This is a genomic window from Streptomyces kanamyceticus, from assembly GCF_008704495.1.
GTDB classification, from domain to species: domain Bacteria; phylum Actinomycetota; class Actinomycetes; order Streptomycetales; family Streptomycetaceae; genus Streptomyces; species Streptomyces kanamyceticus.
On the sequence record NZ_CP023699.1, the window covers coordinates 2391330 to 2405272 of the forward strand.

General features: G+C 74.1%; 4 protein-coding genes. All 4 read right to left on the bottom strand.

The window, feature by feature from the left end; genetic code table 11:
* Window positions 1–37: 37 nt before the first annotated feature.
* The gene (dpgC, locus tag CP970_RS09550) at window positions 38–1417 is read right to left on the bottom strand and encodes a (3,5-dihydroxyphenyl)acetyl-CoA 1,2-dioxygenase DpgC (RefSeq protein WP_055543461.1); all 1380 of its coding nucleotides are present in this window, start codon (window positions 1415–1417) and stop codon (window positions 38–40) included.
* Window positions 1414–2115, bottom strand: coding sequence for an enoyl-CoA-hydratase DpgB (dpgB, locus tag CP970_RS09555; protein ID WP_157877630.1), 702 nt, complete (start codon window positions 2113–2115; stop codon window positions 1414–1416). Before dpgB ends, dpgC begins: the two co-directional genes overlap by 4 nt.
* An 11-nt stretch (window positions 2116–2126) precedes the next feature.
* On the bottom strand, window positions 2127–3260 hold the full coding sequence (gene dpgA, locus CP970_RS09560) for a 3,5-dihydroxyphenylacetyl-CoA synthase DpgA (protein WP_055543468.1): 1134 nt from the start codon (window positions 3258–3260) through the stop codon (window positions 2127–2129).
* 62 nt (window positions 3261–3322) lie between these two features.
* Window positions 3323–13903, bottom strand: coding sequence for a non-ribosomal peptide synthetase (locus CP970_RS09565; protein WP_055543459.1), 10581 nt, complete (start codon window positions 13901–13903; stop codon window positions 3323–3325).
* Window positions 13904–13943: the final 40 nt, after the last annotated feature.

The following is a 13943-nucleotide window of genomic DNA, read 5'->3' on the forward strand; positions in this document are numbered from 1 at the left end:
TGCCCCGAGCCCGGCCCCGGTCTGTGGCACGGCGGCATCAGGGCGCCCCGCCCGGTGGCGCCGCGCTGCCGCTCTTCGGCGCCGTCTTGGCGCTGAACTTCGTCGTCTTCTCCAGGACGTCCGGGGCGTAGAGCCGCAGCCCCTGGTGGAGGGCGAACTCCGCCATGTACGCGCGCAGTACGGCCGGTGGCTCCTCCGCGAGGTTGAGCATCATGCGGTTGGCGACGACCGCGGGCGCCGACAGCTCCTCGACGGCGGCCTCGACCGCCGCGTCGATGTCCTCGGGCGCGACGACGTCGTCGCAGATCAGCCGGGCCTCCGGCTCGGTGGTGCGGATGCGCCGCCCGGAGAGGACGACCTGGCGCGCGAGGCGGTTGCCCGCGATGCGCGGCAGCCGCAGGTTGGCCACGCCGGGGATGATGCCCTCCTGCGCGGCGGGCAGGCTGAGGTAGGCGTCGTCCGCGGCGATCACGCGGTCGAAGGCGAAGAGGAGCTGCATGCCGCCGCCGATGGCGAAGGTGTCGACGGCCGCGATCCACGGTTTCTGCACGGTGCGCGTCGACCAGTGCGGCCGGGGTACGGGCACCGGGGCGCCGTACCCGTCGGTGACCGGCTGCCCGCTCCCGTCCGTCAGGAGCAGGCCGCGCTGCAGCTTGCTGATGTAGCCGAGTTCGCGGCGCAGCAGGAAGTCCGTGTAGGAGATCCTGCCCGCGTCGAGGTGGCGGAGGTTGATGCCCGCGCTGAAGACGCGGCGGCCCCGGTAGCGCGGATGCGTCATCTCACCGCCGCGCAGCACCCCGACGGTGCTGAGGTCGTCGAGGAGCGCCAGATCGACGCCCACGTCCATGGCGGCGATCAGTTCGTTGTCCTCGGCGTTGAGCGCGCCCGGGCTCGTCACCGTGAGATGGGTGGCGCGCCCGACGCGGTCGACGCGCAGCGGTCCGAGGTCGACGCTGCCCCGCGCGGTGTACTCGGGGAGCAGGGCCAGCGCCCGGTCCGTGGGCCGCAGCAGCGATTCCATGAGATGGGTACCGGCCTGCTCCTGGCGCAGCACCCCGGCGAAGAAGACGGCCTGGTCGATCTCCCGGCCCTCTTTGTCGGCCTGCGCGAGGGCGGACTCGGCCGCCATCTGTTCGCGGGTCGGTACGAGCCCGTCGAGGAGCTCCGCGGCGGCGAAGACGAGTTCGTCGAGCCAGCGGTAGCGGGTGCGGTCGCCGGTCAGCGCGTCGTACACGGCCTGGCCGTGCTCGGCCATGAACGCGACCCGCGCCCGCCGTGCATCGGCCACGGCAGCGTCGGCCCGCGCCTGCTGCGCGTCCGTGCGGTCGGCCTTGGCGGGCAGCTGCGCCAGGACCTCCTCGGCGCGCACGGCGACGGCGCGGGGGCCCTGCCAGGCCGCGGTCAGTTCGGAGGTCATCGCTCGCCCCGCCCGGTGTCGGTGTCCGTGGACCCCGCGGTCGTAGCGGCGCGCAACGCCCTGTCGCACGCCGCGAGATGCGTGCCGAGCGCCTCCTCGAAGGAGGTGCCGGGCGCGTCCATGATCAGGCCGCGAAGCAGCCGGACGTCACCGCGCGCGGGACTGCCCGCGAGGATCTCGGATATCCGGTCGTCGAGCGCCTCCGTCATCTCGTCGACGACACCCAGCTCCCGCGCCTGGTCCGCGTCGAGGGTCCCGGACCCCGCCATGCACAGCGCCAGCCTGCGGGCCCCCGAAACGCCGACGCGGTGCGCGAGCCGGTGCAGGGCCATGCCGGGCCAGAAGCCGCCGGACGCGGTGGGCAGGGCGACGCGCAGGCCGGGCGCGGCGATCCGCACGTCCGCGGCGAGCAGCAGGTCGAACGCGGGGCCGCCGCAGGTGCCGGACGCGGCGACCAGCGTGACGGCGTCCAGGCGCTCCCACTGGCGCAGGGCACGCTCCCACTTGTTGACCGTGTGCACGTCGACGGAGCCCGGCCAGTCCGGCAGGACCGCGTCGGAGATGCCTCCCGCGTCTGCCGCGTCTCCCGCGTCGAGTTCGATCACCGCCGCCGTGGCCCGCTCGTCCTCGGCCTGCTCACGGAACGCGGTGAGCGTCTTGGTCAGCTGTGCCATCCCCTGGGAGGCGTCGAGCCGCATGCGCAACATCGTCACTGCCTTTCACATCCATCCATGTCCCACCGCACGAGCGCGGTCTCGATGGTCGAACCCGGGCCCATGGTCATCAGGACGCAGTAGTCGCCGGGGCGCACCACGCCTTCGTCCAGGAGCCGTCGATAGGAGAAGAGGAAGGAACCGCTGGAGAGGTTGCCGTGATCGCGGAGCACGCTCACGGTGTGCCGCAGGTCGTGCCGCGTCAGGCCGAGGTTGACCATGACGGAGTCGATGACCTTCTTCCCGCCGGAGTGCACGATCCACTGCGCGACGTCGGTGCGGCGGACTCCGGTACCGGCGAGCAGGGTGTCCACCACCTGCTCCGCGTTGGCTCCGACGACGTAGGGGACGTCGCGGTCGAGGAAGAAGCTGAACTTGCCCTGCGCGTCGTCCCAGTCGTACCGCATCGCGTCGAGGGCCTCGGGGATCAGCAGCGAGCTGAACTTCAGGATCTGCGGCCCCTCGCCGCCCGCGCTGCCGACCGCGCCTTCCGCGCCGCCGCCCTGTTCGTCCGCGCGCACCGCCACCGCCGCCGCGCCGTCGCCGAACAGGCTGTTGACGACGGCGCTGCGCATCGTGTCGTCGAAGACGTACGCGGCCGAGCACGCCTCGACGCACAGCATGATGGCGAGCCGGCCCGGGTGCGCGCTGGCCCATCCCGTCACGCCGGTCAGGGCGTTGAGGCCCGCGTTGCAGCCCATGCCGACGATGTCGGCGCGGGAGCAGGTGCGCGGCAGGCCCATCTCTCGGATGATCCGCGCCGAGAAGCCGGGGGTGAGGAATCCGGTGCTGGTCACGCACATCAGATAGCCGACGTCGTCGACGGAGGCGCCGAGCCGCTTCAGGCAGGCCTCCAGTGCCTCGACGCCCATGGAGATGCCGGATTCGCGGTGCTTGGCGAGGAGTTCGCCCTGCGTCTCCGTGCGCGGGCCGCCGGTCGCGGGATCGGCCGGCGGAATCGTCAGGTTGCGGCGTTCTATCGCGCTGTTGGTGAAGAGCGACCGGATGCGGGGGTCCGTGATGCCGTAGAGGTCGAGGACGTCGGTCTGGGAGTAGGAGTGGGGTGGCGTGGCGGTCGCCACGTCGAGGATGCGGGCCTTCGCTCCGGCCAGCAGGCCCGTGGGCGCCATGGCGTTCGGGGCGCTCGGCGCCGTGGCAGCCGTCGAGTTCGGGCCTGTGAGGGTCGTGGCGTTCATCGCGCACCCACCGCGTCGGGCAGCACCTTGTTGTTCCGTCCCTTCGTCCGGAGGTGGTGCGAGACCCTCGCCGCGATGTCGCGCAACGGCTCGGGCCGCATCATCTCCTTGTGCGTACAGTCGATTCGATACGTGACCGTCCGCCCGTCCACATGGGGGGCGAAGGCCCGCGCCGGTGAAGGTGTGACACCCTCGGCACGGTCGTCACGGGGTTCGAAGAACAGTACGTCTCCGTGGAAGACGTTCGGGCGGTGACTTCGCGCGAGCCGCTCGCCCGCCAGCGTCAGTTCGACCATCGCCCGCGCGGTGCTCTCCTCCATCCCGGCGAACTCGGGATCGTTGCGGAGCAGGAAACGGGCCGCTTCGGCGACACTGCGGGCGGCTGCCGCGCCCTCGCCGGTGTCGACGTCGTGGCCGAGCTCGCGCAAACCTTCGCGGAGGGCATGGACGGTGCCCTCCGTCCCCTCCTGAACTCTGCCCGAGCTGTCGGGCCCGACTGCCCGGTCGGTCCCGGAGATCCTGCCCCCGGAGGCGAGCCTGGCGTCCAGGAGGGCGAGCAGTTCTACCTCTTCGCCCGCCGCCTGGAGCAGGGTCGCGACCGCGTGGGCGAGCGTGCCGCCCATGGACCAGCCGAGCAGCCGGTACGGCCCGGTCTTCTGCACCTCGCGGATGCGTTCGGCGTAGTCGCGCGCCATGTCCGCGAGCGAGGCGGGTGCCTCGCCGCCCTCGGACAGGAGGCGCGCCTGCAGTCCGTAGACGGGCACGTCGGGCGCGATGTGCCGCAGCAGGCCCGCGTAGCACCAGCTGAGCCCGGCGCCCGGGTGCACGCAGAACAGCGGTGCCTCGCCCTCCTGCCCCGGCTCCGGGTCCACCACCCGCAGCGGCAGCAGCACGTCGAGCGCGTCGCGCGAGGGCGGCGTGCCCGCGAGCCGCCGGGCGAGCGCCTCGACCGTGGGTGCCTCGAACAGCGTCCGTACGCCCGCTTCGGCGCCCAGCACGGCCCGGACCCTGCTGACCAGGCGCGCCGCGAGCAGGGAGTGCCCGCCGAGGTCGAAGAAGCTGTCGTCGATCGTGACGGCGGGCAGGCCGAGGGTCTCGGCGAAGAGTCCGCACAGGGCTTGTTCGCGCGCGGTGCGCGGCTCGCGGCCCCGCGGGGACGCGGTGAGGTCGGGCGCGGGCAGCCTCCGCCGGTCGATCTTTCCCCCGTCCGTGCGGGGCAGTTCGGCGAGGACGACGACCGCGCCCGGCACCATGTGCTCGGGCAGCGCGGCCCGTGCGTGGTCCCTGAGCGCGGCGGGCTCGCACGCCCCGCCGGGCACGGGCACGACGTACCCGACGAGCAGGGCGTCGCCCTCCGGTCCTGCCGCGCGCACGATCACACTGGCCTGCGCCACGTCGGGATGCCCGAGCAGCGCCGCCTCGACCTCGCCGGGCTCGATCCGGAAGCCGCGCACCTTGACCTGGTCGTCCACGCGCCCCACGAACGCGAGGCGCCCGTCAGGGAGCCGCCGCGCCAGATCCCCCGTGCGGTACATGCGCTCCCCCGGCGCGCCGTACGAACCGGCGTACGGATCCGGCACGAACCGCTCGGCCGTGAGGCCGGGGCGGCGCGCATAGCCGCGCGCCAACTGCACGCCCGCCACGTACAGCTCTCCCACCACACCGGGCGGTACGAGGCCGAGCCGCCGGTCGAGGACGTACGCGCGCGTGCCCGCCGCCGGGGCCCCGATCGGCACGGGGCCGCCGTCCACCACCCGCCCGTCGGCGCGGCGGTCGTCCCTCACCACGTCCATCGCCACGTCCACCGACGCCTCGGCGGGCCCGTAGCAGTTGGCCAGGGACGCGTCGAGCGTGGCGGCGAACGCGGTGACCGTCCGGGGCCGGAGGGCCTCGCCGCCGCTCAGGACGCGGCGCAGCGCGTCGCACTCGGCGGCCTCGGGGGTGTCGAGGAACGCCTGGAGCATCGACGGCACGAAGGTCGCCGTGGTCACCCGCCGGTCGCGGACGAGGCGTGCCAGGTACGCCGGGTCGCGGTGCCCCTCCGGCCGCGCCACCACCAGCGCGGCGCCTTCGGTCAGCGGCCCGAGGAGCTCGGGCACGAAGGCGTCGAAGCTCGCCGGTGTCTTCAGGAGGGCGCGGTCCTCGCCGGTCAGCGGGGAGCGTTCGCGCATCCAGCGCAGCCGGTTGGCGATGCCGCGCCTCGGGACCACGACGCCCTTGGGGCGGCCGGTGGAACCTGAGGTGAAGACGACGTACGCCGGGTGGTCCTGCCGCAGCGGGCGGACGCGGTGCGCGTCGGTGGGATCGCCGGGGCCTTCGCCGGGATCTCCTCCCACGCCCCTCGGCGCGTCCTGCCGCCACAGGTCCACGTCGACGCGCGGCAACCCGGCGTCCGGCACCGGATCCGCCACCGACGACCGGGTCAGCACACAGGACGGCCGGGCGTCGTCGAACATGAACCGCACGCGGTCGGCGGGCAGCTGGGGCTCCACGGCCAGGAACGCGGCGCCCGACTTCAGCACGCCGAGCACGGCCGCGACGAGCCCCGCCGAACGCTCCATGGCGACGGCGACGACGTCCTCGGGCCCGACACCGCGGGCGATGAGGCGGTGCGCGATCCGGTTGGCGTCGGCGTTGAGCCGCGCGTACGTCAGGCTTGTGTCCTCCCCGATGACGGCGGTCGCGCCCGGAGTGCGCGCGGCCTGCTCCTCGAAGAGTGCCGCGACGTCCCGGTGGTCCCGTACGGACCCGCCGTCGCCCTGGGCCGTGAGGCGGGCGCGTTCGTCCGCCGTGAGCAGGTCCACGTCCGCCACGCGCAGTGCGGGGTCGCGGGTGACCGCGTCGAGCAGCAGGGCGAACCGGTCCGCCGTCGCCTGCGCCGTGGCCCGGTCGAACAGGTCGGTGGCGTAGGTGAGGCCGCCCTCGACGCCCGCCGGGGTGCCGTCTTCGCCGAACCGCTCGGTGAGGTCGAAGGACAGGTCGAACTTGGCCGCACTCGCCCCCGGCTCGACCGGGTCGACCCGCAGGCCCGGCAGCTCCAACGGTTCGCGGGCGGTGTTCTGCAGGGTGAGCATGACCTGGAACAGCGGGTGCCTGGCGAGCGTCCGCGCGGGGTTGAGCGCCTCCACCAGCTGCTCGAAGGGCACGTCCTGGTGCGCGAACGCGGCCAGATCGGTCGCCCGCACCCGTCCCACCAGGTCCCGGAAGTCCGGATCCCCCGACACGTCCGCGCGCAGCACCAGCGTGTTCACGAAGAACCCGACCAGCTCGTCCATGCCGTCGTCCACGCGCCCCGCCACCGCCGTGCCGATGGGCACGTCGTCACCGGCGCCGAGCCGTGCGAGCAGCGCCGCGAGACCGGCGCGCACCACCATGAACACGCTCGCGCCCGTGTCCCGCGCGAGCTGCGCGATCCTGGTGTGCGTGGCGGCGGTGAGGCGCAGCGGGACCGTGCCGCCGCGGCCGCTGGCCTCGGCGGGCCGCGCCCGGTCGAGCGGCAGCGCCAGCTCCTCGGGGAGGTCCCGCAGCTCCTTCTTCCAGAAGGCGAGTTGTTGAGAGAGAAGGCTCGCCGGGTCGCTCTCGTCGCCGAGCAGTTCCCGCTGCCACAGCGCGTAGTCCGCGTACTGCACCGGCAGCGGCTCCCACGCCGGGGCGCGCCCCTCGTGCCGTGCCGCGTACGCCGTACCGAGGTCGCGGGCCAGGGGCCCCACCGACCAGCCGTCCCCGGCGATGTGGTGCACCACGAGCAGCAGCACACTCTCTCGCGGCGCGACCTGGAACAGCCACGCACGCAGAGGCAGTTGGCTGCTCAGATCGAAGGGGAGGTCGGCGCGGGCGGACAGTTCGCGGCGCAGGTCGCCGGGGGCCACCGGTACCACCGTGAGCAGGTCGCCCACCTCGTCGGCCGCGCGCACCCGCTGGTGGGGCACGCCGTCGGCCGACGCGGGGAAGACCGTCCGCAGGCTCTCGTGCCGGGCGACCACGTCCCGCAGCGCCGCCGCGAGGGCCGGGGCGTCCACCTCGCCGGTCAGCCGCAGGGCCATCGGGATGTTGTACGTCGCCGAAGGACCTGCCAACTCGCCGATGAACCAGAGCCGTTGCTGTGCGTACGACAGGGGAAGGCGGTCCGGCCTGGTCCGCGTGCCGAGCGCCGGGCGCACCGCGCCGCCGCCCTGGAGCTGGCGGGCCAGCGCCTCGACGGTGGGGTGGTCGAAGAGCGCGTGGACGCGCAGCTCGACGTCGAGCGCGGCGCGCACCCGGCTGACCAGGCGGGTGGCGAGCAGCGAGTGGCCGCCGAGCTGGAAGAAGTCGTCGTCGACGGTGACCGAGGGCACGCCGAGGACGTCGGCGAAGATCGCGCAGAGCGCCTTCTCGCGGTCCGTGCGCGGCGCCCGGCCGGTCGCCGCGTGGGCCAACTCCGGTGCGGGCAGGGCATTTCTGTCGAGCTTGCCGGTGACGGTGAGCGGCAGGGCGTCGACGGCGACGACGGCCGAGGGCAGCATGTAGTCGGGCAGCCGTCCGCCGGTCAGGGCGGCGGGGTCCGCGCCGTCGACGGTCTCCTTGGGCACGCCCGCGGCGGGCACGGCGTAGCCGACGAGCCGCCGGTCACCGGGCCTGTCCTCGCGGACGACGGCCGCCGCCTGCGCGATGCCGGGGTGGGCGAGGAGCGCCGTCTCGACCTCGCCGAGCTCGATGCGGAAGCCGCGCACCTTCACCTGGGTGTCCACGCGCCCGACGAAGTCGATGCGCCCGTCGGCCGTCCAGCGCGCCAAGTCGCCCGTGCGGTACATGCGTTCACCCGGGGCGTCGTACGAGGCGGCGTACGGATCCGCGACGAAGCGCTCCCCCGTCAGGCCGGGCCGGTTGGCGTAGCCGCGTGCCAGGCCCGCGCCCGCGATGTACAACTCCCCCACCGTGCCCGGCGGGACCAGGCCGAGGCCCGCATCGAGCACATAGGTGCGGGTGCCGTCCATCGGCCGCCCGATCGGCGGCGATACGGCGGCGAGGTCTGCCTCCGCGACGGCGTCACAGGTGGCGAAGGTCGTCGTCTCCGTAGGGCCGTAGACGTCGATCACGCGGGTGTCCCGGCAGGCCCGCAGGACGCGTTCGACGACCACCGAGGGCACCAGCTCGCCGCCCGTCCACACCTCGCGCAGCCCGGCGAAGCAGCCCGGCGCCTCCTCGGCGAGGACCCGGAAGAGCCCGATGGTGAGGAACAGCGCGGTGACGCCCCGCGCCCCGGTGGCCCGTTCGAGCCCTGCGGGGTCCAGCTCGCCGGGCGGGGCCACCACGACGGTGCCGCCGGCGAGCAGCGGCGCCCAGATCTCGTACGTCGACGCGTCGAAGACGTGTGCCGAGTGGAACAGCACACGCCGGTGCGCGGCCGAGGCGAACCGCCGGTCGGCGGCCAGGCCGAGGACGCCCCGGTGGCTGACGGCGACCCCCTTGGGCCGCCCGGTCGAACCGGAGGTGTACATCACGTACATCAGCCCGTCGGGCCCGACGCCGTCACCGCAGCGCGGCGCGCTCGACAGGACGCCGGGACCCGCCTCCTCGTCGATGCGGATGTGCGTCAACTCACCGTCACCCAGCTGCAGTTCGCCAGCGCTTCCGTCCGTGACGAGAACCGTCGCCCCCGTGTCGCGGAGGATGAAGTCGAGCCGTGAGCGCGGCCATCTGCCGTCCAGCGGCACATAGGCACCACCGGCCTTCACGACCCCGAGCAGCGCGACGATCAGGTCCGCCGAGCGTTCCATCAGCACGGCCACCGGCCGCTCGGCGCCCACGCCAGCGGCGGCCAGGCGCCGCGCGAACCGGTCGGCGCGGGCGTCGAGTTCGGCGTACGACAGCTCGGTTCCGTCGGCGTCGACGACCGCCGTCGCGTCGGGGGCGCTGCGGACCCGCTGCCCGAAGAGGTGGGCGACGTCGGTGGCCGGGAGGTCCTGACCGGCACCTTCGGCATCGGCGAGGAGTCGGGCGCGCTCGTCGGGACCCAGTACGTCGAGGGCGCCGAGCCGCAGCTCTGGAGCGTGCGCGGCGGCTTCGACGAGGCGGTGCAGGCGGTCGGCGAGGCGTTCGGCGGTGGCGTGGTCGAAGAGGTCGGCGGCGTAGCCGAGGCTGCCGTCGAGCCCGGCGGGGGCGCCGTCGGCGGTGAACTGTTCGGTGAGGTCGAAGGAGAGGTCGAACTTGGCCGCGTCCTGCCGGGGCGCGAGATGCTCCACAGCCGCCCCCGGCAGGCTCAACTCCGGCTGGCCCGCGCCGTGCTGGTAGCCGAGCATGACCTGGAAGAGCGGGTGGCGCGCGGCGGTCCGCGCCGGGTTGAGGGCCTCGACCAACTGCTCGAAGGGCACGTCCTGATGCGCGAACGCGGCCAGATCGGCGTCGCGCACCCGTCCCACAAGCTCCCGGAAGCTCGGCTCACCCGACACGTCGGTGCGCAGTACCAGCGTGTTCACGAAGAGCCCGACGATTCCCTCCAGGCCGTCGTCCGTGCGGCCCGCCACCGCCGTGCCCAGCGGCACGTCGGTCCCGGCGCCGAGCCGCGCGAGGAGCGCCGCGACGGCCGCCTGTACGGTCATGAAGACGCTCGCGCCCGCGTCCCGCGCGATCTCCGCGAGCCGGGCGTGCGTCGCGGCGGACAGCCTCAGCGGGACCGCACCACCCCGCCCGCTCGCCTCGGCGGGCCGCGGCCTGTCGGCCGGTAGCGTCACCTCTTCGGGAAGCCCTTCCAACTCACTCCGCCAAAAAGCGAGTTGGCTTGCGGACAGACTGTCCGGGTCGTGCTCGTCGCCGAGCAGCTCGCGCTGCCACAGCGCATAGTCCGCGTACTGCACGGGCACCGACTCCCACTCCGGGGCGCGCCCGTCGAGCCGTGCCTCGTACGCCGTGCCGAGATCGCGTAACAGAACGCCCATCGACCAGCCGTCCGCGGCGATGTGATGCACCACCAGGGACAGGACATGCTCATCGGGACCCGTACGGCACAGCCACGCACGCAGCGGCGCCTCCGCCGCCAGGTCGAACTCGTACCCGGCCGCCCGGTCCCGCAAGGCGTCGGGGCCGTCGTCGCCGGGCGTTCCCGGCGCGAGCAGTTCGCCCACCTCGGTCATGTCCAGCACCCGCTGGAAGGGCTCGTCCCCGGCGCGTCCGATCACCGTCCGCAGGCTCTCGTGCCGGGCGACGACGTCACGCAGCGCCGCCGCGACGGCGTCCCTGTCGACCCGGCCCGTGAGCCGGGCGGTCACCGGGATGTTGTACGTCGCGGAGCGGCCCGCCAGCTCGCCGATGAACCAGAGGCGGTGCTGGGCCGAGGAGAGCGGGAGCAGGTCGGGCCGGGGGCGCGCCGCACGAACGGCCGGGCGTGCCGTGCCGCCGCCGTCGCCTTCCGGGAGTTCACGGGCCAGCTCCGCGGCCAGCTCCGCCACCGTCTGCGCCGCGAACAGCTGGGCGATGCCCAGCTCCACGCCGAGCGCCGACCGCACCCGGCCGACCAGACGGGTCGCGAGCAGCGAATGGCCGCCCAGCGCGAAGAAGTTGTCGTCGACCGTCACCTCGGGCAGGCCGAGGATCTCGGCGAAGAGGGCGCACAGGGCGTGTTCGCGCGGGGTGCTCGGGGCGCGTCCGCGGCCGCCCGCCGCGGGGTCGGGGTCGGGCAGCGCGGCCCGGTCGAGCTTGCCGTTCGCGGTGAGCGGCAGTGCGTCGAGCCGTACGACGGCGGACGGCACCGCGTGGTCGGGCAGCACGGCACGGACGTAGCGATGGACGGCGTCGGTGTCGAGCGGCGATACGTCGGGGCCGTCGCCCTCGCCCTCCCGCGCCGGAACGACGTACCCGATCAGGCGCTTGTCCCCGGAGGCGTCCGCCTTGGTGGCGGCGACCGCGCGGGCGACGGCGGGGTGGCCGAGCAGTGCGGACTCGACCTCGCCCAGTTCGACGCGGAAACCGCGCACTTTCACCTGGTCGTCGACGCGTCCGGCGAACTCCAGCTCTCCGTCCGGCAGTTGGCGCGCCAGGTCGCCCGTGCCGTACATGCGCTCGCCGGAGACTCCGTACGCGGCGGCGTACGGATCCGCGACGAAGCGCTCCGCCGTCAGGCCGGGCCGGTTGGCGTAGCCGCGTGCGAGCCCGGGGCCCGCCAGGTGGAGTTCGCCGACGACGCCGGGCGGGACGAGCGCCAGGCGGTGGTCCAGGACGTAGGCGCGCATGCCGTCCATCGGGCGGCCGATCGGCACCGTGTTCGGGACGCGGTCCGGGTCCGTGCCCGCGGCGAAGGTGCTCAGGGTCGTGAAGGCGGTGGTCTCCGTGGGGCCGTACGCGGCCGTGACCACGGTGCCGGGGCAGGCGCGCAGCACCTCGCGGACCCCGGCGGCGGAGACGACGTCGCCGCCCGTCGTCACCTCCCGCAGGCCCTGGAAGATCTCCGGGTCGTCCTCCGCCCAGACGCGGAAGAGGCCCGCGGTCACATGGACGTGGGTGAGGCCGTGCCGGGCGGCGTGCTCGGCGACCGCGGTGCCGTCCAGCGGGCCCGGCGGCGCGACGACGACGCGGCCGCCGTGCGCGAGCGTCACCCACAGCTCGTACGTCGAGGCGTCGAAGGCGTGGTTGGCGTGGAACAGGACGCCGTCCAGGCCGCCTTCCGCCAGCCAGCGCCGGTGCGAGGCGAACGCCGCCACGGCCGCGTGCGAGGTGAGAACGCCCTTGGGGCGGCCGGTCGAGCCGGACGTATACATCACGTAGAGGGTGTTGCCGGGGTGGATGTCGGCGGGCGGCGGCACCTGTCCCGCGGCAGGCTCGGCGTGTGGCGCGGTCACGTCGAGCACGGGGACGTCCAGGTCGGGCGGGAGACCGGCGATGTCGTCCGTGAGCAGCAGCGCGGCACGCGTGTCGGTGAGGATGAAGCGGGTGCGCGCGTCGGGCGTGGCGCGTTCGAGGGGGACGTAGCCCGCGCCGGTCTTGAGAACCGCGAGGAGGGTCACGACGAGGTCGGCGGAGCGGTCCATGCGGACGGCGACCAGACGCTCGGGTCCCGCGCCGCGGGCGCGCAGCAGGTGCGCGAGCCGGTCGGAGAGGGTGTCCAGGTCGCGGTAGGTGAGTTCGGTGTCGCCGCCGATGACGGCGGTCGCCTCGGGGTGACGGGCCGCGCGCTCGGCGAACAGGCGCGTCACCGTCGTCGGCCGTGCGGCGGGGTCGTGGTCGCCGCGCGCCTCGGTCAGGATCCTGTCACGCTCCGCCGGGCCGAGCAGGTCGAGGGCGGAGAACGGCCGTTCCGGGGTGCGTACGGCGGCCGCGACCAGGCGCGCGAAGCGCTCGGCGATGCTCCGGGCGGTGTCGGCGGTGAACAGGTCGGTGGCGTAGCCGAGGGTGCCGGTGAGCCCCGCCGCCGCGCCGGTTCCGTCGTGGCGTTCGGTGAGGTCGAAGGAGAGGTCGAAGTGGACGGCGGGGAGGTCGAGCGGTACGGGCTCGGCGGTGAGGCCCCCCAGCGGCGGCAGCGTCCCGGTGAACTTCTCGAAGGCGAACATCACTTGGAAGAGCGGATGGCGGGCGAGCGACCGCGTCGGGTTCAGCGTCTCCACGAGCCGCTCGAACGGCACGTCCTGGTGCGCGAGCGCCGCCAGGTCCGCGTCCCGCACGCGCCCCACGAGCTCCGCGAACGAGGGGTCGCCGCTCGTGTCGGCGCGCAGCACCAGGGTGTTGACGAAGCAGCCCACCAGGTCGTGCAGCGCCTCGTCGATGCGGCCAGCGACCGGGGTGCCGACCGGGATGTCGTCGCCCGCGCCGAGGCGGGAGAGGAGGGCCGCGAGTCCGGCGCGCAGCACCATGAAGACGCTGGCGCCGAGCTCCTGGGCGAGCGCGGCGACGCGGCCGTGGAGCTCGGGGTCGATCGTGAGGGGCACGGTGGCGCCGCGTCGGCTGGCCACGGGCGGCCGGGGCCTGTCCGTGGGCAGGGCCAGTTCCTCCGGCGCTCCGGCCAGGCGCTCGCGCCAGAAGGCGAGTTGGCGTGCGGCCAGACTGTCCGGGTCGTGCTCGTCGCCGAGCAGCTCCCGCTGCCACAGGGTGTAGTCCGCGTACTGCACCGGCAGCGGCTCCCACTCCGGGGCGCGTCCGTCGAGCCGCGCCCCGTACGCCGTACCGAGATCCCGCAACAGGACACCCATCGACCAGCCGTCCGCCGCGATGTGATGCACCACCAGGGCCAGCACATGCTCATCGGGACCCGTACGACACAGCCACGCACGCAGCGGCACCTCCGCCGCCAGGTCGAACTCGTACCTGACGAACTCGGTGAGTGAGGTGGTCAGTTCGGCCGCGTCGAGGGTTCCTGCACCGGTCAGATCGGTGAGGAGTTCGTGCGCCTCCTCGACGTCGAGGATCACCTGGCAGGGCTCGCCGCCGGTCCGCCCGATCACCGTGCGCAGGCTCTCGTGCCGCCCCACGACGTCCCGCAGCGCCGCCGCGAGGGCCGCGCGGTCCACGGCCCCTGACAGGCGCAGGCCGAGCGGGATGTTGTACGTCGCCGAGCGGCCCTCCAGCTGCCCGGTGAGCCACAGCCTGCGCTGCGCGAACGATAGGGGGATCACTCGGGTTCTCCTCGGTGCAGGATGCGGTGCGGGGGGGGCC

Bases quoted from the DNA above. Each gene is read 5' to 3' on its own strand.
- dpgA (WP_055543468.1), bottom strand. From the start codon at position 3,260: ATGGCGCCCACGGGCCTGCTGGCCGGAGCGAAGGCCCGCATCCTCGAC.
- dpgB (WP_157877630.1), bottom strand. From the start codon at position 2,115: ATGCGGCTCGACGCCTCCCAGGGGATGGCACAGCTGACCAAGACGCTC.
- dpgC (WP_055543461.1), bottom strand. From the start codon at position 1,417: ATGACCTCCGAACTGACCGCGGCCTGGCAGGGCCCCCGCGCCGTCGCC.